Consider the following 18,619-nt stretch of genomic DNA (forward strand, 5'->3'; position numbering starts at 1 on the left):
CGGGGCAGGGTCACGGTCTGTCCTCCGAGCGGGGTCTAGGCCTCGGAGATGGTGACGCTCTCCAGGACGACGGGCTCGATCGGCTTGTCGCCGGCACCGGTCGGTACGGCCTGGATGGCGTCGACGACCGCTCGGGACTCGGCGTCGGCGACCTCACCGAAGATGGTGTGCTTGCCCTGGAGCCACTGGGTGGGAACGGTCGTGATGAAGAACTGCGAACCGTTCGTGCCCTCGACGGCGCCCGTGATGGCGTTGCGGCGCTTGCCGGCGTTCGCCATGGCGAGAATGTAGGGCTCGTCGAAGTTGAGCTCCGGGTGGATCTCGTCGTCGAAGTTGTAGCCCGGTCCGCCGGTGCCGGTTCCGAGCGGGTCGCCGCCCTGGATCATGAAGGCCGGGATGATGCGGTGGAAGATGAGGTCGCTGTACAGCGCGTCGTTCCGGGTCTGGCCCGTCTTCGAGTCCGTCCACTCGCGCCCGCCGGTCGCCAGGTCGGTGAAGTTCTTGACCGTCTTGGGAGCGTGGTCCCCGAAGAGGTTGACCTTGATCTCACCGTGGTTGGTGTGCAACGTGGCGACTGCGGTGTGCTTTGACATACTCCCAATTCTTGCACAAGGGTTCGGGACTCTCGGATGGTATCCAGGGGTCTAAGTGGCAAGATGGAGGTTACGTTGTTGCCGCGATCATTGGAGATGACCACATGAGCCTGTCACGCAAGCGCCGGAAAGAGCTCAAGAAGCTCAAGGGTTCCGCTGCCGACCTCTGGGACTCCCAGCAGGATGTCCTGAACCACGCCAACGAAGTCGCTCGTGAGGTGAGCCGTCAGCTCGGGAACTTCTCGAAGGAGCAGGTGGTCCCCGTCGTGCGCGACACCTACGAGCACCGCGTCGTCCCGACGGTCGACCGGGGGATCAAGGTCTCCCGCAACGCCGTCGACGGCGTGCGCAAGGGCATCTCGGATGGCGTCGTCCCCGCTGTGGGTGGCGTCGTCGGAACGGTGCTGAGCATCGGCGACATCGCCAAGGACACCCGCGTGCAGGCCGCCCTCCGTCGCCTCCACGTCCCCGAGCAGGTGCTGCCCGCCAAGAAGGGCGCGAGCGCCGGTACCGTCATCGCGATCGGCCTCGGCGTCCTCGCCGCTGCCGGTGTCGCCTACGCCGTCTGGCAGACGTTCCGCGCAGACGACGAGCTGTGGGTCTCCGACGAGGAGCCTGCCGCTTCCTGATCTCGCTTCGCACGACGCAGCCCCTCGCCGGTTCCGACCGGGGAGGGGCTTCGTGTTGTGACGGCTGTGCTCAGATGAGGCCGGCGAAGCGTCGTCCGACGTCGACGAGGCTGACGCGGTCGAGTGAGCCGACCTCCTCGAGCGGGTACCACGCGGCGTAGTCGGTGCTGCCGTCGGCCTCGTAGGTCAGCGTGCCGCCGGTGAGGTGCGCCCGGTAGACGATGCGCAGCGTGTGGAGCGGCCCGGTGGCCGTCGTGCTGAGGCGACGCTCCGCCGGCACGACCTGCGAGTCGACGCCGATCAAGTCGTCGAGCTCGGCATGGTAGCCGGTCTCCTCGAACACCTCGCGGACCGCCGCGTCGGCCGGGTCCTCACCGGGGTCGATCCCGCCGCCCGGGAGCGTCCATCCGCTGTGTCCGCTCTCGTTCCAGTGGGAGAGGAGCATGCCCCGTTCGTCGACGATGACGGCATATGCAGCGACGCGGATATCCATGCCGTCAGCCTAACCGCCGGGCCCTGCGACAACGGAGAACGCCCCCGGCGTCTGCCGAGGGCGTTTCTGGACTGTGGAGCCTGGGAGAATCGAACTCCCGACATCCTGCTTGCAAAGCAGGCGCTCTACCAACTGAGCTAAGGCCCCGGATGGAGCAGATCCGGAGATCCGATCCAATCGGTGTGTTGCTGGTCGTGCAGGGTGGGGCTACCAGGACTTGAACCTGGGACCTCTTCGTTATCAGCGAAGCGCTCTAACCGCCTGAGCTATAGCCCCGTTTTGAACCTTGTTGAGACTACCCGATTCCCGCCGCAACTCATAATCGAGCGGCGCCGCACGGGGCGGCGCCGACCCGAAGGAGCATCAGTTGTTGGTGAACCCGACGAGGAGGCCACCCGTGATCTTCACGCTGAGGTTGTAGAGCCCCGCGAGAAGGGCTCCCATCAGCGTGATGACGATGAGGTTGAGCAGCGCCACGATGCCGGCGAAGGCCATGACCTGCGGCAGGTTGACGTACTGGAGGATGTTGTTCCCCGGGCCGGCGATGTCGGTGAACAGGCCACCGACCTTCGTGAAGACACCGGTGGTGTTGAGCACCGTGTAGACGAGGAAGAAGAACACCACGATGACCACGGCGACCGCGATCGCCGCCAGGAACGACAGCTTCACCGCCGACCAGAAGTCGATGTACACCAGCTTCAGGCGCACCTGCTTGGTGCTGGTGCGTTTGGTCGACTTCTTGGCCAACTTCTCTGCGACGCTACTGCTCATCTACTTCTTCCTTCATCGCCGGAGTCTCGTCCGGCACGGATGCCTCGGGTTCTGCACCCTCCGTGGCGGCTGCGTCTGCAACCGTCTCCGGAACATCCTGGGTCTCAAGGTTTCGGTCACTGTTCTTGGCCAGCGCGATGATTCGGTCGCTCTCCGCGAAACGTGCGAAGACGACGCCCATCGTGTCGCGCCCCTTCGCTGGAACTTCGGCCACGGCAGACCTTACCACCTTGCCACTGGCAAGAACCACAAGGACCTCGTCGCTCTCGTCGACGATCAACGCGCCCGCGAGCGTGCCTCGATCGTCGTTCAGCTTGGCCACCTTGATGCCCAGACCACCGCGGTTCTGGCCGCGGTACTGGTCGATGTTGGTGCGCTTCGCGTAGCCGCCCTCGGTCACGACGAAGACGAACGCCTCGCGTTCCTCACCCTCGACTGACGGCAGCACCGACGCCGAGAGCAGTTTGTCGTCGTCGCGGAAGTGCATGCCGATGACGCCGCTCGTCGCGCGTCCCATCGGCCGCAGGGTCTCGTCGCTCGCCGTGAAGCGGATCGACATGCCCTTGCGGGACACCAGCAGGACATCGCTGTCGTTCTCGACGAGCAGCGCGGAGGTGAGCTCGTCGCCCTCGCGCAGGTTGATCGCGATGATGCCGCCCGAGCGGTTCGTGTCGTACTCCGAGAGCGCCGTCTTCTTGACGAGGCCGTCGTGCGTCGCGAGGACCAGGTACGTCGCGGCCTCGTAGTCGCGGATGTCGAGGATCTCGGCGATCTCCTCGTCGGGCTGCATGGCGAGCAGGTTGGCCACGTGCTGGCCCTTGGCGTCGCGGCCGGCCTCCTGCAGCTCGTAGGCCTTCGCGCGGTACACGCGGCCCTTCGTGGTGAAGAAAAGGAGCCAGTGGTGCGTCGTCGTCACGAAGAAGTGGTCGACCACGTCGTCCGCGCGCAGCTGGGCGCCCTTGACGCCCTTGCCACCGCGGTGCTGCTGACGGTAGTTGTCGCTGCGCGTGCGCTTGATGTACCCGCCGCGCGTGACCGTGATGACCATCTCCTCTTCGGGGATCAGGTCTTCCATGTTCATGTCGCCGTCGAAGCCGAACATGATCTCGGTGCGGCGGTCGTCGCCGTACTTGTCGACGATCGCGGTCAGCTCCTCGCTGACGATCTCACGCTGGCGGACCGGCTTCGCGAGGATGTCCTTGAGGTCGGCGATCTGCGCTTCGATCTCGGCTGCCTCGTCGATGATCTTCTGACGCTCGAGGGCGGCGAGACGACGCAGCTGCATGTCGAGGATCGCGCTGGCCTGGAGCTCGTCGATCTCGAGGAGGTCCATGAGGCCCGTGCGCGCCTCGTCGGCGGACGGCGAGCGACGGATGAGCGCGATGACCTCGTCCAGTGCGTCGAGCGCCTTCAGGTAGCCGCGGAGGATGTGTGCGCGCTCCTCCTTCTTGCGGAGTCGGAACACGGTGCGGCGGACGATGACCTCGACCTGGTGCGTCACCCAGTTGGTGATGAACCCGTCGAGCGGCAGCGTGCGCGGGATGCCATCGACGATCGCGAGCATGTTCGCGCCGAAGTTGTCCTGCAGCTGCGTGTGCTTGTAGAGGTTGTTGAGGACGACCTTCGCGACCGCATCGCGCTTCAGCACGATGACGAGCCGCTGGCCGGTACGACCGGAGGTCTCGTCGCGGATGTCGGCGACGCCGCCGAGGCGGCCCTCCTTGACGAGGTCGGCGATCTTCAGCGCGAGGTTGTCGGGGTTCACCTGGTACGGGAGCTCGGTGACGACGAGGCAGGTCCGACCCTGGATCTCCTCGACGTTCACGACGGCCCGCATCGTGATGGAACCGCGTCCCGTGCGGTAGGCGTCCTGGATGCCCTTGATACCGAGGATCTGCGCGCCGGTCGGGAAGTCCGGCCCCTTAATGCGCTGCATGAGCGCCTCGAGGAGCTCTTCCCGGCTGGCCTCGGGGTTCGCCAGGTGCCAGAGGGCACCGTCGGCGACCTCGCGGAGGTTGTGCGGCGGGATGTTCGTGGCCATGCCGACCGCGATGCCGACGGAACCGTTGACGAGGAGGTTCGGGAAGCGCGCCGGCAGGACGACCGGCTCCTGGGACTCGCCGTCGTAGTTGGGCTGGAAGTCGACGGTCTCCTCGTCGATGTCGCGCACCATCTCCATGGCGAGTGGGGCCATCTTCGTCTCGGTGTACCGAGGGGCTGCCGCGCCGTCGTTGCCCGGTGAGCCGAAGTTGCCCTGGCCGAGCGCCAACGGGTACCGCAGGCTCCACGGCTGCACGAGGCGCACGAGCGCGTCGTAGATGGCCGTGTCGCCGTGGGGGTGGAACTGACCCATGACGTCGCCGACGACGCGCGCGCACTTGGAGAACGAGCGGTCGGGGCGGTAGCCGCCGTCGTACATCGCGTAGATCACGCGGCGGTGGACGGGCTTCAGACCGTCGCGGACGTCGGGCAGGGCGCGGCCGACGATGACGCTCATCGCGTAGTCGAGGTAGCTGCGCTGCATCTCGAGCTGCAGGTCGACCTGGTCGATCCGTCCGTGCACGCCGTGGTCCTCGTCCGGGACCGTGATCTCGTCGTTGGTTTCGTCTGCCATGTGTCTACTGACTCTTTCGATTGCGGAGCTGAACGATCTTCGCTCCCCGAGCGTGTCGAGGGGCTATGTCGGGGCCGGACGGTCCTCGAGGCTGTCGCACTTCGACAAGCTCAGTGACCGGGCGCGGCTAGATGTCGAGGAAGCGGACGTCTTTCGCGTTCTTCTGGATGAAGGTCCGGCGGGACTCCACGTCCTCGCCCATGAGCGTGGAGAAGATCTCATCGGCAGCCGCGGCGTCGTCGAGGGTGACCTGGAGGAGCGTCCGCGTCTGCGGGTCCATCGTGGTCTCCCACAGCTCCTTGTAGTTCATCTCGCCGAGACCCTTGTAGCGCTGGATCCCGTTCTCCTTCGGGATGCGCTTACCCGAGGCGACACCGTCGGTGAGGAGGGCGTCGCGTTCGCGGTCGCTGTACACGTACTGGTGGTCGGCGTTCGACCACTTCAAGCGGTAGAGCGGAGGCTGCGCGAGGTACACGTATCCGAGGTCGACGAGCGGGCGCATGTAGCGGAACAGGAGGGTCAGCAGCAGCGTCGTGATGTGCTGGCCGTCGACGTCGGCATCGGCCATGAGCACGATCTTGTGGTAGCGCACCTTGTCGGGGTTGAAGTCCTCACCGATGCCGGCACCGAAGGCCGTGATCATGGCCTGGACCTCGTTGTTCGCGAGCGCGCGGTCGAGGCGTGCCTTCTCGACGTTGAGGATCTTGCCGCGGAGCGGGAGGATCGCCTGGGTCTCCGGGTTGCGACCCTGCACGGCGGAGCCGCCTGCGGAGTCACCCTCGACGATGAATATCTCGGACAGTGACGGGTCCTTCGACTGGCAGTCCTTGAGCTTGCCGGGCATGCCGCCACCCTCGAGGAGGCCCTTGCGACGGGCCGTCTCGCGGGCCTTGCGGGCGGCGAGACGAGCGGTCGCGGCCTGCAGCGCCTTCCGGATGATCTCCTTGGCCTGGTTCGGGTTGCGGTCGAACCAGTCGTTGAGCTGCTCGCTGACGACCTTCTGCACGAACGCCTTCGCCTCGGTGTTGCCGAGCTTGGTCTTCGTCTGGCCCTCGAACTGCGGCTCGGAGAGCTTGACGGAGATGACGGCCGTGAGGCCCTCGCGGACGTCGTCGCCGGAGAGGTTGTCGTCCTTCTCCTTGAGGATGCCCTTCTCACGTGCGTAACGGTTCACGAGCGTGGTGAGCGCCGCACGGAACCCTTCTTCGTGGGTGCCGCCCTCGTGGGTGTTGATCGTGTTCGCGTAGGTGTGGACGCTCTCGTTGTACGCCGTCGTCCACTGCATCGCGACCTCGAGCGCGATCTTGCGCTCGGTGTTCTCCGACTCGAAGGAGATGATCTCGTCGTGGACGAGCTCGGCACGCTTGGCCTTGTTCAGGTACTCGACGTAGTCCTCGAGACCACGCTCGTAGAAGAAGACGTCCTTGCGCTGCGAGTGTGCCGCCGAGTTGTCGTCGACGTCCTCGGCCTCGATGGCGTCGCGCAACGGACGCTCGTCGGCGAGCTCGATGCGGAGGCCCTTGTTGAGGAAGGCCATCTGCTGGAAGCGGGTCCGGAGCGTCTCGTAGTCGAACTCCGTCGTCTCGAACGTCTCGGCGCTCGGCCAGAAGGTGATCGTGGTGCCCGTCTCGGAGGACGGCTCGTCCTCGTGGAGCGGGGCGTCGGGGACACCGTGCTGGAAGCTCTGGCGCCAGACCGAACCCTGACGACGGACCTCGACGGAGAGGCGCGTGGACAGTGCGTTGACGACGGACGAACCGACGCCGTGGAGCCCACCGGAGACCGCGTACCCGCCGCCGCCGAACTTACCGCCGGCGTGCAGGATGGTCAGGACGACCTCGACGGTCGACTTCTTCTCCACCGGGTGGATGTCGACCGGGATGCCTCGACCGTTGTCGATGACGCGGACGCCGCCGTCCTCCAGGATGGTCACGAGGATCGTGTCGCAGTAGCCGGCGAGGGCCTCGTCCACGGAGTTGTCGACGATCTCGTAGACCAGGTGGTGCAGACCACGTGGACCGGTGGACCCGATGTACATACCGGGCCGCTTCCGGACGGCTTCGAGACCTTCGAGAACCTGGATGGCACTTGCGCCGTAATCAGAGTCTTGGGCGTGCGTGTTGGGTTCTGATGTCATAGGAAAAGAGGGCTCCAAACCGTCGAGATTCGACCGTTCCATCCTACCAAACAGACCCCGTGAAGCCGCGAGAAAACGCCCGTTTGAGGCACTTTTCCATGCCCGGAGGCCGTATTTGCCTCCCTAGCCGTAAGTATCGCGTGGACCACGCCCTGGGATCGACCTGGGGCCTCTTTTCCAGGAGGGTGCTCCGGGGCCCTGGAAACGGATCGTGTCGACACCTGCGTCGGGATAGCGTTCGGCGATGCGGACGAGGATCTCATGGCGCATGTGCCGCAGTTGCGTCGCCCAGGCCGTGGACTGGCATTGGACGATCAGGACACCGTCCGCGATCGACACCGGTTCGGAGTATCTGGCGGTGTCCTCGCCGCACAACTCCGCCCAGTTCCCGAGGACCTCATGCTGGGCGAGCGGCGAGTTCCACCCGAGTCCGGCGGTCAGCGAATCGATGACCGTCCCGAGACCCTTCGGGTCGCGACCGACACCGTACGGCACCGAGTCCTGCGGCCCCTCGGCCGAGCGTTCGCGACGCTTGCGATCACGGGAGACCCGTTCGCCGCCGAAGATCTCCTTGAACCGGAGGTACACCGTGGCGGAGAGTTCCCCCGCCGGGTCGGCGTCCCGTCCGAGTCGCCGCGGCTCAGTCATGCGTCGACTCCGCGGGGCTCACGACGGAGGCCGCCTCGTCCGGACCGTCCACGATCCGGCCGGCTTCGATGCGCACGACGTGCGCGGTGAACCGTTCGGGGACGTCGTCGAACACGGCCGCGGTGATGATGACCTGGTCGTACTCCGCGACCGCGGCCGCGAGGCGTTCCCGCCGACGCGAGTCGAGCTCGGCGAAGACGTCGTCGAGGATGAGCACCGGATCGCCGAGGGACGAGTCGGCCCGGAGGAGTTCGGCTGAGGCGAGTTTGGCGGCGAGGGCGAACGACCACGATTCACCGTGGCTCGCGTACCCCTTGACCGGCAGCCCGTTGAGACCGAAGAACACGTCGTCGCGGTGCGGTCCGACGAGCGTCAGGCCCCGCTCGAGCTCGGCCGACCGGCGCTGCGCGAGCGCCGCACGGAACCGTTCCGCGATTCGCGCCAGATCGACAGGGGCGCCCGGCTCCACGCCCTCCGTGGGATCGGCGGCTGCCGACTCGTCCTCGGCATCGGTGCCGGCGATACTGAGCACGGGCAGGAGTACCGGTCGGTGATCGTCGCCGGCCACGGCCTCGTACGCGGCACGCAGTGGCCCACCGAGCATGGCCAGGAGCTGCAGACGTTCGGCGATGATTTCCGTGCCGTACTGCACGAGTCGGTCGTCCCAGAGGTCGAGCGTCGCCAGGGGCCCGGATTTCAGCCCACGCGCCCTCGCCGACTTGAGGAGGGAGTTCCGCTGCTTCAGGGAGCGGTCGTAGTCGGCCATCACGCCGGCCAGGCGGGGGATCCGCTGCACGAGGAGCTGGTCGATGAACCGACGGCGCGCCGACGGGTCGCCTCGGACGATCAGGAGGTCCTCCGGGGCGAACAGCACGGTGGACACGTACCGCGGCAGTTCGCGCGGCTTGATCTGGGACCGGTTCACCTGGGCGCGGTTGGCCGAACCCCGGTTGAGCTGCACCTCGGCGAGCAGCTCACGACCGTCGTGCACGATGCGCGCCCTGATGATCGCCGCGTCGGCACCGTGTCGGATGAGCGCCTGTTCGGAGGAGACCCGATGGGACCCGAGGCTGCTGAGGTATCCGATCGCCTCGACGAGGTTGGTCTTGCCCTGGCCGTTGCGACCCACGAACAGATTGGGTCCGGGTTCGAGCGCCACGTCGACCACCGCGTAGTTGCGGTAGTCGGTGAGATTCAAGTGCCGCACGATCACCACGTCACCCTACCGCCTCGCCCCGACGCCGAACGGGTCGGGGCGCCGTCGGACGTCCGAGCGCGCCCGTCACGACGACGCAGGGTGAACGAAATCGACCCTCCGGCGAAGCGGAAGGCTCCGGGAGGGTCGATTTCGTTCGTCAGGAGACGTCGTGTCGTCAGTCGTCGGCCTTCTTGACCGCGTGTCCGCCGAACTGGTTGCGGAGTGCCGCGACCGCCTTCATGGCCGGCGAGTCCTCCTGGCGCGACACGAAGCGGGCGAAGATCGACGCCGAGATGGTCGGGACGGGCACCGCGTTCGCGATGGCCTCCTCGATCGTCCAGCGGCCCTCGCCCGAGTCCTCGACGTAGCCCTCGATCTGCTCGAAGTCCGGGTCCTCCTCGAGGGCGCGGACGAGCAGCTCGAGCAGCCAGGACCGCACGACGGTGCCGCGCTGCCAGGCCTTGAAGGTGCCGGGGACGTCCTTGATGATGTCTTCGCGCTTGTCCAGGAGCTCGAAGCCCTCGGCGTACGCCTGCATGAGCGCGTACTCGATGCCGTTGTGCACCATCTTCGCGTAGTGGCCGGCGCCGACCTCTCCGACGTGGACGAAGCCCTCATCGCGCGGGCCTTCAGGACGCAGCGCGTCGAAGACGGGCATGACCCGCTCCACCTGCTCCTTGGAACCGCCGACCATGAGGCCGTAGCCGTTGTCGACACCCCAGACACCGCCGGAGACGCCGGCGTCGATGTAGTCGATGCCCTTCGCCGACAGCAGTTCAGCGTGCTTGAAGTCGTCCGTGAAGCGGCTGTTGCCGCCGTCGATGATCAGGTCGCCGGCCTCGAGCAGGCCGTTCAGCTCCTCGACGACGGAGTCGGTGATGGCCCCGGCGGGGACCATGACCCAGACCGTGCGAGGTGCCGGGAGCGCAGCGACGAGGTCGCTGATCGTCGCGACGTCGGTGACATCTGGGTTCCGGTCGAAACCGGTGACCTCGATGCCGTTCGCACGCAGACGCGTGCGCATGTTGTTGCCCATCTTGCCGAGACCGACGAGACCGATGTGCATGGAGGATCCTTTGCGTGTCAGCGCAGCAGCAGGTTCGGCTGCAGCAGGTACTTGTAACTGTCGGCACCCGGCTGATCCTTGGAGGATTGGCTCGTGATGAGCATGGGTCCCGGCTTGTTCGTGTTCTCCGTCTTCGTGAACGAGAACCGCACGTACTCGCTCCGGACCGCGGTCAGACCGTCGATCAGGAACTGCGGCTTGAGGGAGAGCACGATGTCGTCGCCGGTGAGGAGGGCGTCGATGCCCTCGGATGCCTGCGCCTGCTCGGATCCGACGGCCTCGAGCGTGAGGCCGTCGATGGTGAAGGTGAAGCGGAGGGCCGCTTCGCGCTCGAGGACGAGCGACATACGCCTGGTCGCCTCGATGAGTTCCGCGGTGTTGATGATCGCGTAGTTGTCGGTCGTCTCGGGGAAGAGCCGCTTGACCGGCGGGAAGTTGCCCTTGATCAGCAGCGAGGTGACCGTCTTGCGGTCAGCCCGGAACGCGATGAGCTCGCGGTCGTCGCGATTCGTGATCGCCACGTTGATGTTGCCGCTGTGGCCGAAGGTCTTGCCGACCTCCTGGAGCGTGCGGGCCGGCACGAGGGCCGTGATCGTCTCGCTGGAACCGTCGCCCTGGCCCGAGTCCCAGTCGATCTCGCGCACCGCGACGCGGTAGCGGTCGGTCGCGACGAGGCTGAGGCTCGTCTTGGAGACCTCGAGCTGCACGCCGGTGATGACCGGGGTCACGTCGTCGCGGCTTGCGGCGACAGCGACCTGGCTCACTGCGGTGGCGAACTCGTCGGCGGGCACGAGGCCGAAGTCGGCGTCGACCTGCGGGATCGTCGGGTACTCCTCGACGGGCATCGAACCGAGCGTGAACCGGGCAGAACCACAGGTGACCTCGATGCGGTTCTCGACCTTGCTGAACCGGACGGGCGCGTTCGGAAGGCGGCTGGCGATCTCCGAGAGCAGCCGGCCGTTGACGAGTGCCGTGCCGGCCTCCTCGACCTCGGCCGCGATGCCGGTCTGGCTGGAGACCTCGTAGTCGAAGGAGGAGAGGATGAGACCGTCGTCATTGGCTTCGATGAGGATGCCGTTCAGGATCGGCAGCGTCGGGCGCTGCGGGAGCAGCTTCACTGCGAACGAGACGGCTTCGCTGAATACATCCCGGTTGACGCTGAATCGCACGACAAGTCCCCTGTCTCTGGCTCTCGATGACGTCACCAATGCTAGTGGGTCTGCTTCCGGGGTCGAGTGGGACGAGGTGCTGTGGAGAAGCGAGCCTGGGGAAAGGTTGTTTGGCGGAGAGATCATTGAATTAACGGTTAACAGTCTTAACCGGTGTGGAAACTGTGGATAAGTCCGCCGAACCCGCTCGAACACAGGGAACTACATGTGTGTAACTTGGTGGCGGCCTGTGGAGAGAACGACACGAGGGTGTGGGACGGGGAGGTCGGTGAACGGTGTTCACTCACAAGCCCGCCCGGAGCTTCCACATCTCTCCACAGGTTATCCACAGGGCTGCGAGCTCGGAATGTGGACAGATCGGACGCGGATCATGTCGTCGAATGAGCGCTCGTCGTCGCCTGATGAACGAAATCGGCCCCCCGAGCGCACCGAGTGCGTCGAGGGGCCGGAAACGTTCACCAGGACGCGTCAGGCGCCGTAGCGGAGGTTCTGCTTGATGCGGCTCGTGAGCTCGGTCACCTGGTTGTAGATCGAGCGCTTCTCCTGCATGAGGTCGGTGATCTTCCGGTTGGCGTACATGACCGTCGTGTGGTCCCGGTTGCCGAACAGCTGACCGATCTTCGGGAGCGAGAGGTTCGTGAGCTCGCGACAGAGGTACATCGCGATCTGCCGCGCCGTCGCCACGGCCTGCGATCGGCTCGAGCCGTACAGGTCGTCGACCGAGAGCTTGAAGTAGTCGGCCGTGGTGTTGATGATGTCGATCGGCGAGATGACGTTGTCGTCGTCGAGGCTGATGACGTCCTTCAACACCGTCTGGGCCAGCGTCATGTCGACGGCGGTCCGGTTCAGGCTCGCGAACGCGACGACCCGGATGAGCGTGCCCTCCAGCTCACGGATGTTGCTCGACACCTTGGTGGCGATGAACTCGAGGACCTCGTCCGGGATGTGCAGCTTCTCGTTCTGCGCTTTCTTGCGCAGGATCGCGATGCGCGTCTCGAGGTCGGGAGCCTGGACGTCGGTGATGAGTCCCCACTCGAAGCGTGAACGCATCCGCTCTTCGAAGCCGGTGAGCGCCTTCGGCGGCAGGTCGCTGGTGATGACCACCTGCTTGTTGTGATCGTGCAGGGTGTTGAAGGTGTGGAAGAACGCCTCCTGCGTCTCCGCCTTGCCCTGGAGGAACTGGATGTCGTCGATCAGCAGGATGTCGATGTCGCGGTACCGCGACTGGAAGAACGAGCCGCGGTTGTTGGCGATCGAGTTGATGAAGTCGTTCGTGAACTCCTCGCTGGACACGTACCGGACGCGGATCCCCGCGTAGAGGTTCATCGCGTAGTGGCCGATGGCGTGGAGGAGGTGGGTCTTGCCGAGCCCGGAGTCGCCGTACACGAACAGCGGGTTGTAGGCCTTGGCCGGCGCCTCGGCGACGGCGACTGCGGCCGCGTGCGCGAAGCGGTTGGACTGACCGATGACGAAGTTGTCGAAGCTGTACTTCGGGTTGAGTCGGGTGTCGTTCTCGCGAGCCGGCAGCGTGGGCGTCGGGGTCAGCTGCGGCTGCGGTGACTCGAGCGGTGCCGGGTCGATGTGCTGGAAGCCGGTCTGTTCGTACCGTTCCTCGACGATGTCGGGGTTGACGACGATCGCGTAGTTGCCGACGGGGCCGCCGTCGACGATGGACGCGAGTGCGGCGAGGATCGGTGCCCGCATGCGCTGGTTGAGCATGCCCATCGTGAACTCGTTGGGCACCTCCAGGTAGAAGGTGCCGCCCATGATGCCCTTGGGGACGATGAGGTTGAGGAACCCGCGGAGCGGCGGGGTGATGCGGTCGTCGACGGAGAGGATCTCGAGTACCGATTGCCAGGTCTCAGCGATCGCATCGTCGGCGTCCGACATAGTTCTCCCCACACATACTCACAGGTTCATCCACAGGCTCTCCCCTGAGTATTCGGGGCTGAGCGCGGTGCTATCCACACGCTGTGCATAACCCGAGGGCTTACGCTAACAACACGTCGCCCCAGTCCCAAATCACTGTACGGCCGCCCTGCGTGTCACTGCTACAATTTCTGAGAATCCTGTGGATAATCATTCGTTTGGGCGCCGCTGGTTTGACCTTCGCGCGAGTAGACCGTAGGTTTAATCAGTTGACTTCTGCCCACGGGCACCCTTCCGTACCCTGCTGCCACCTGTGCAGTGGTGGGTCATGATCCGGAGATCGTAATTATGAGCAAGAGAACCTTCCAGCCGAACAACCGTCGTCGCGCCAAGAAGCACGGCTTCCGTCTGCGCATGCGCACGCGTGCCGGCCGCGGCATCCTGTCGGCTCGTCGCGCCAAGGGCCGCACCGAACTCTCCGCGTAGAGCCGTCGTGCTCGAGCGTGCGAGCCGGATCACGTCCGGCGACGACTACCGAGGGGTAGTTCGTCGCGGGTCCCGGTTCGTCGGCGAGCACACGGTCACGTACGTACGCATGAACCCGAAGGGCGGACAGCCGCGCTTCGGGTTCATCGTTGCGAAAACGGTCGGAAACGCAGTGACCCGCAATCTCGTCAGACGTCGTTTGAAGGCCATCTGCCACGACAGCGTCGTTCACGCTGCCCGTGGCGCTGACGTGGTCATCCGTGCGCTGCCGTCTGCAGCGACGGCTCCGTTCGCCACGCTCCATGCCGAGGTCGATCGAGCCTTCTCCAAGCGCGGCGTCATCGCCGAGGCTGCGGACGCGCACCGATGAACGGCGTCATCGCTGCCACCTGCCTCGCGCCCCGCAATGCTGCGGTGCTGGCGCTTCGCGGGTATCGCGCCGCGATCTCCCCGCTGTACGGCGACGTCTGCCGGTATTACCCCAGCTGTTCCGCGTACGCTCTGGGAGCGGTGCAGCAACACGGTGTCGTCGTCGGTTCGGCGATGGCAGCGGCGCGCATCGCGAGATGCCACCCCTGGGCAGCACCTCGTTTCGACGAGGTACCGCCCAAGAAGAACTTCCGGTACAGCGTCACTTCTCACGGATTTGTCGTGCAACCGAGCCACGGAAAGGGCTGACCCGCACCTATGGACATCATCGGCACAATTCTCTGGCCGCTCAAGTGGGCGGTCGAGCTGCTCCTCGTGGGCTGGCACCTGCTGTGGACGGCCATCGGACTCGACCCCGCGGCCGGTCTCACCTGGGTGCTCTCGATCGTCGGGCTCGTCCTCGTCGTCCGCGCGGCCCTCATCCCCCTGTTCATCAAGCAGATCAAGAGCCAGCGCAAGATGCTCGAGATCGCACCGCAGATGAAGAAGGTGCAGGAGAAGTACAAGGGCAAGCGCGACCAGGCCAGCCGTGAGGCGATGTCCCGCGAGACGATGGAGCTGTACAAGAAGCACGGCACCTCCCCCGTCAGCGGATGTCTGCCGCTGCTCGTCCAGATGCCGATCTTCTTCGCCCTGTTCTCCGTGCTGAACGACGCCCAGAAGAGCAAGGCCGGCGTCGGTCCCCTGAACGAGACCCTCGCCGTGCAGTTCGGCGACGCGAACCTGTTCGGGATCGCTCCGCTGCACACGAGCATGCAGGCGGCACTCGCCGGCAACCCGGTCAACTGGGCGGTCGTCATCATCGCCGCCGTCATGGTCATCCTCATGTGCGCGTCGCAGTTCATCACGCAGCTGCAGATCGTGTCGAAGAACATGTCGGCCGAGACGAAGGCCAGCCCGCAGTTCAAGCAGCAGCGGATCCTCCTCTACATCCTGCCCTTCGTGTTCCTCTTCTCCGGCTTCGCCTTCCCGCTCGGCGTCATGTTCTACTGGCTGACGTCCAACGCGTGGACGATGGTGCAGCAGTTCCTCGTCATCCGGAACATGCCGACGCCTGGTTCCGACGCTGCGAAGGCTCGTGAGGAGCGTCTCGCGCGGAAGGGCAAGCTCATGACGCCGAACGGCGACGTCATCTCGATCTCCGAGGCGCCGGTACCCGAGAAGAAGACCCCGACGCAGCGCCAGCAGCCCATGGGCAAGGCGCGTGCGAAGAAGCAGCAGACCGACGGACGAGACAAGTAGGAGTATCGGTGACTGACCAGGAACTGGCCCCGGCCCAGGACGAAGCACCCACCATCACGCAGCTCGAAGAAGAGGGCGACGTCGCAGCGGACTACATCGAGGAGTTCCTCGACATCTGCGACATCGATGGTGACATCGACATCGATGCCCGCAACGGTCGTGCGTACGTGTCGATCGACTCCCCCACGGAGAGCAACCTGCGTCTCCTGTCGCGTCCCGACACGGTCAACGCACTGCAGGAGCTGACCCGCTTGGCTGTTCAGAACCGGACCGGTGGCTTCTCCCGGCTCATCCTCGACATCGGCGGATCCCGCGAAGCGCGTCAGCAGGAGCTCGGCGCCCTCGTGGAGCGCGCGGTCGAGCGCATCGAGGCCGGTTCCACCGAGGCGGCACTCCCCCCGATGTCGAGCTACGAGCGCAAGCTCGTCCACGACATCGTCTCGGCTCGCGGCTTCGTGTCCGAGTCGCACGGCGAAGGCCGCGACCGTCACACCGTCATCACCCGCGGCTGACGCGGCCTGATCGTTTCACGTGAAACTGCGATGACTGACGTGCCTGCAGGACTCGAACCGGAACCGGCGGAAGCAGCCGAGTTGTTCGGCGACCGGATCGATGTCGGTCGTGCCTTCGCCGCGAACCTGGCGGAGTTCGGTGAGCCACTCGGGCTCATCGGTCCCCTGGAGCTTCCGCGTCTCTGGACGCGCCACATCCTCAACAGCGTGATCGTGGCTCCGCTCCTTCGTCCCGGGCGAGTCGGCGACGTCGGCACAGGCGCGGGGCTGCCTGGACTGGTCCTCGCGATTGCGCGACCAGATGTCGAGTTTGTCCTCATCGAACCGATGGAACGTCGGGTCGCCTGGCTCAACGACCAGGTCGGCGTCCTCGGGCTCGAGAACGTCACCGTCGTGCGAGCGCGCGCTGAGGAGGTTCGCCTCGATGAGCCCCTCGACCAGGTGACCGCGCGGGCGGTCAGCGCATTGCGAAAGCTACTCCCCCTCACCGCTCCCCTGCTTCGCGACGGCGGAGAGCTGGTCCTCATGAAGGGTGCCGGCGCGCAGGCGGAAGTCGACGCCTCGGCGAAGGAGCTTCGCAAGTACCGGGTCTCCGGCGTCGAGGTTCGGACGCTTGGCGAGGGCGTTCTCGCGGAGCCGACCCGAGTGATCGTGGGAACCGTCCGCGGCTGAGGCCAGTCGGAGGCGCTCGGGCCGCCGTGAGGGTCACCGCAGAGGATATTCGCCGGTTTGTGAGCTCCCGGGAGAATGGCTCCTGACGAACCAACCCGCAAAGTGCGGCCGGTTCAGGGGTCCTGAGTTCGTCAGGAAGGATTCTCCGGTCCATTCGGACACGAATCTAGGGCGCTGGGCGGTCCGCATTCGAGCGTTTTCCGACATTTGCGAGCAGTGTTGCTCCTGGTATCTCATATATTTACCTCACGTGGCCTGTTGCCCCAGTCTCATGACGCGGCGCCTGCACCGCCATCGACCGGCAGCGATGCTCCGCGCTCCGGTGGTCGGGCACTCAGACGTCGATGCTGTGCGCCGTGGCCGGCCAGCTAGCTGCCCCTTCGGGGATGACGGACGAGTGCGGGTGGCAACCGTGGAGCTCCCAGCTTGGTGATCCGGTCGGACTTGTCAGGGATCTGTGGTCTTCGTTCGAATCCTGGGTGGGTCCGAGGTGTTCCTTGGTTGTAGGGAAGATGCGTCGCCCCGTCCCCGTCCCACACGTTCAACGGACTCGCGGTGGTGCATCACGTGGCAGACGTTTCGTTGGAGTCCTGCTGCGAGATGCGCACTCCGCCAGTTCCTCAGGTGCCTGCGCGCCGACTGGCGCCCGACCGTGGGCAGGCTCATGTCCACCGGCGGGTTGGTGCTGGCTGAGGTGCTGGGTGAGCTGCTGGCCGGGAAGTAGAGGATGGTCGGCCTGTCGCTATCGCGTGCGTCGGAGGCGTCCAGTTCTTGAAGCTTCTGGGGCGCCGGACGGCGCTGTCATATCGGAGCACGCTTCTGCTGCTCGGAGCGCTCCTCCCGACCTGGCGGCGACCTGCGGTGCTTGGCGGCCATTCGGCGTGACGATGTGTCGAGATGCGGCGGCACTATGGAGCTCGTGCTCATGACTCCCGTGAGTTCGGGAGGAGGAGTACTCCCGAACCACGATGAGTGGTTCTGTGCCGAGATAGCCTCGGCGGAGGGCGCTTCCCGCCGGACGGGTGAGGTCGCGCGACGTTTCACGTGGAACGTAAGAGCGGTGTCACTCGCTTGAGCTCTTCGTTCTCACAAGCGGCTCCCGTCGACCTGCAATCGTGTGACGCAGTCCACTCAGTGGATGCATGCCCGAGGCACACCCTCATGGCCGGACCGCAATGGTGCTCGATGTTTCACGTGGAACACGGCTGGCGGTCTGCTCCTGCGCGGCTGCAACGCGGTGGCGGAGACCAATTGCGGTTCAATGAGCGCAGCGCGCGGTCGTGGGCTTGGGCTGCGCTCGAGATCACACCCATCCGGTGCGTTGGTCCTGGCGGGAGTGTTTCACGTGAAACAGCAGTCGGGTACGACGGACCATGTGTGGGATGAGACCGGTTGCGTGGCACTTCGTAGCTACCGCTCCCCCAGTGTCGGATCAGACCAGTGAGGTGGATAGAGCGCTGTGGCCAAAGGCTGCAAAAGGCACCTATCGATGTGAACCGCTCGGCGGCTCAGCGTGCACGGTGTCTAGGTTTCACGTGAAACGCTGGCGCGGACTCGTGCCAGATGTACAGCTCTCCACCACACGAGTGGGTGGAGATGGCACCTGTGGATAACTCTGTGGACAGTTCTCGCGCGTGAGCGCAGGAACTGGTGATCCTCCGCGAAGAAGCGGGCCCCACCCCGCGTGCCACCGCACCGTGGTCAACTCACACCGGGGCAAGAGCCCGGACGTGCCGGACCCGGAGTGGGTCGTTCGGGTGCGAACTTCCGCGGAAAGACGCGGATCTCCGCCTGATCACAGAGGAACCTCCCCCAGGGTTGTCAATATGCGTCCGCCGGGCTCGTCTCGGGTAGATCTGATCAACGTCGATCTGCACGCCCGAGGCGCGCGCGGTTGCGTGGGATCGGGCAAACCGGTGCCCTGTGGATAACCCTGTGGAAGAAAGAGGGGGAGGTGTTCCTTCTGGGCACCATTCGGGGCGTTCGACGCTCTGCGGGTGTCGCGAAACAGTGCTCGAGGGCCTCCGTGATTGCGCACTCCCCCGATCACTGTCGGAGATCGCTCCCCTGGCGTCAGCCCACGCTGGTACG

At 65.5% G+C, this 18,619-nt stretch carries 17 protein-coding genes and 2 tRNA genes; 7 read left to right on the forward strand and 12 right to left on the reverse strand.

Annotation, left to right across the window (positions count from 1 at the left end; genetic code table 11):
• Positions 1–35 precede the first annotated feature (35 nt).
• Positions 36–593, reverse strand: coding sequence for a peptidylprolyl isomerase (locus ITJ62_RS05460; protein ID WP_064294028.1), 558 nt, complete (start codon positions 591–593; stop codon positions 36–38).
• Between the two features lie 104 nt (positions 594–697).
• On the opposite strand from ITJ62_RS05460, the gene ITJ62_RS05465 reads away from it, so the two are divergent.
• Positions 698–1,222, forward strand: coding sequence for a hypothetical protein (locus tag ITJ62_RS05465; RefSeq protein ID WP_079704327.1), 525 nt, complete (start codon positions 698–700; stop codon positions 1,220–1,222).
• Between the two features lie 70 nt (positions 1,223–1,292).
• Here ITJ62_RS05465 and ITJ62_RS05470 read toward each other — a convergent pair whose 3' ends face one another.
• The 11 genes from ITJ62_RS05470 to dnaA all read right to left on the reverse strand — a co-directional run bounded on the left by ITJ62_RS05470 (position 1,293) and on the right by dnaA (position 13,208).
• Positions 1,293–1,715, reverse strand: a complete 423-nt coding sequence (locus ITJ62_RS05470; RefSeq protein WP_079704326.1) for an NUDIX hydrolase — start codon at positions 1,713–1,715, stop codon at positions 1,293–1,295.
• A 74-nt stretch (positions 1,716–1,789) separates the two neighbouring features.
• Positions 1,790–1,862: transfer RNA gene (locus ITJ62_RS05475), tRNA-Ala, on the reverse strand.
• Between the two features lie 55 nt (positions 1,863–1,917).
• Positions 1,918–1,991: transfer RNA gene (locus tag ITJ62_RS05480), tRNA-Ile, on the reverse strand.
• Between the two features lie 87 nt (positions 1,992–2,078).
• On the reverse strand, positions 2,079–2,486 hold the full coding sequence (locus ITJ62_RS05485; protein ID WP_056010202.1) for a DUF3566 domain-containing protein: 408 nt from the start codon (positions 2,484–2,486) through the stop codon (positions 2,079–2,081).
• Positions 2,476–5,100, reverse strand: a complete 2,625-nt coding sequence (gene gyrA, locus ITJ62_RS05490) for a DNA gyrase subunit A (RefSeq protein WP_079704324.1) — start codon at positions 5,098–5,100, stop codon at positions 2,476–2,478. The genes ITJ62_RS05485 and gyrA overlap by 11 nt, the downstream gene beginning before the upstream one ends.
• Before the next feature lie 127 nt (positions 5,101–5,227).
• Positions 5,228–7,237: a DNA topoisomerase (ATP-hydrolyzing) subunit B gene (gene gyrB / locus ITJ62_RS05495; RefSeq protein ID WP_079704323.1), complete on the reverse strand. Its 2,010-nt coding sequence runs from the start codon at positions 7,235–7,237 to the stop codon at positions 5,228–5,230.
• 123 nt (positions 7,238–7,360) lie between these two features.
• A complete protein-coding gene (locus ITJ62_RS05500) occupies positions 7,361–7,885 on the reverse strand; it encodes a DUF721 domain-containing protein (RefSeq protein WP_137242931.1) in 525 nt (174 codons plus the stop codon).
• The gene (gene recF / locus ITJ62_RS05505) at positions 7,878–9,098 is read right to left on the reverse strand and encodes a DNA replication/repair protein RecF (RefSeq protein ID WP_194600002.1); all 1,221 of its coding nucleotides are present in this window, start codon (positions 9,096–9,098) and stop codon (positions 7,878–7,880) included. Before recF ends, ITJ62_RS05500 begins: the two co-directional genes overlap by 8 nt.
• A 160-nt stretch (positions 9,099–9,258) precedes the next feature.
• Entirely contained in the window at positions 9,259–10,149 is an 891-nt protein-coding gene (gene gnd / locus ITJ62_RS05510; RefSeq protein WP_064294036.1) for a phosphogluconate dehydrogenase (NAD(+)-dependent, decarboxylating), read from the reverse strand.
• 17 nt (positions 10,150–10,166) lie between these two features.
• Positions 10,167–11,318: a DNA polymerase III subunit beta gene (gene dnaN, locus ITJ62_RS05515; RefSeq protein ID WP_194600003.1), complete on the reverse strand. Its 1,152-nt coding sequence runs from the start codon at positions 11,316–11,318 to the stop codon at positions 10,167–10,169.
• Between the two features lie 468 nt (positions 11,319–11,786).
• Entirely contained in the window at positions 11,787–13,208 is a 1,422-nt protein-coding gene (dnaA, locus tag ITJ62_RS05520; RefSeq protein ID WP_064294038.1) for a chromosomal replication initiator protein DnaA, read from the reverse strand.
• A gap of 327 nt (positions 13,209–13,535) precedes the next feature.
• Between dnaA and rpmH the strand changes: the two genes are divergently transcribed.
• The 6 genes from rpmH to rsmG are packed head-to-tail and all read left to right on the forward strand — an operon-like array spanning position 13,536 to position 16,528.
• The gene (gene rpmH / locus ITJ62_RS05525; RefSeq protein ID WP_056010217.1) at positions 13,536–13,673 is read left to right on the forward strand and encodes a 50S ribosomal protein L34; all 138 of its coding nucleotides are present in this window, start codon (positions 13,536–13,538) and stop codon (positions 13,671–13,673) included.
• A 7-nt stretch (positions 13,674–13,680) separates the two neighbouring features.
• The gene (gene rnpA, locus ITJ62_RS05530) at positions 13,681–14,043 is read left to right on the forward strand and encodes a ribonuclease P protein component (RefSeq protein WP_194600004.1); all 363 of its coding nucleotides are present in this window, start codon (positions 13,681–13,683) and stop codon (positions 14,041–14,043) included.
• Positions 14,040–14,351 (forward strand): membrane protein insertion efficiency factor YidD, encoded by a 312-nt coding sequence (gene yidD, locus ITJ62_RS05535; RefSeq protein WP_192003999.1) that lies wholly within the window; start codon positions 14,040–14,042, stop codon positions 14,349–14,351. Before rnpA ends, yidD begins: the two co-directional genes overlap by 4 nt.
• A 9-nt stretch (positions 14,352–14,360) precedes the next feature.
• Positions 14,361–15,344, forward strand: a complete 984-nt coding sequence (gene yidC, locus ITJ62_RS05540; protein ID WP_064294040.1) for a membrane protein insertase YidC — start codon at positions 14,361–14,363, stop codon at positions 15,342–15,344.
• An 8-nt stretch (positions 15,345–15,352) separates the two neighbouring features.
• Positions 15,353–15,856: a R3H domain-containing nucleic acid-binding protein gene (locus tag ITJ62_RS05545; RefSeq protein ID WP_064294041.1), complete on the forward strand. Its 504-nt coding sequence runs from the start codon at positions 15,353–15,355 to the stop codon at positions 15,854–15,856.
• Between the two features lie 30 nt (positions 15,857–15,886).
• The gene (gene rsmG, locus ITJ62_RS05550; RefSeq protein ID WP_192019790.1) at positions 15,887–16,528 is read left to right on the forward strand and encodes a 16S rRNA (guanine(527)-N(7))-methyltransferase RsmG; all 642 of its coding nucleotides are present in this window, start codon (positions 15,887–15,889) and stop codon (positions 16,526–16,528) included.
• Positions 16,529–18,619 lie beyond the last annotated feature (2,091 nt).

The organism is Plantibacter sp. VKM Ac-2876 (genome assembly GCF_015350715.1).
Taxonomy (GTDB): domain Bacteria; phylum Actinomycetota; class Actinomycetes; order Actinomycetales; family Microbacteriaceae; genus Plantibacter; species Plantibacter auratus.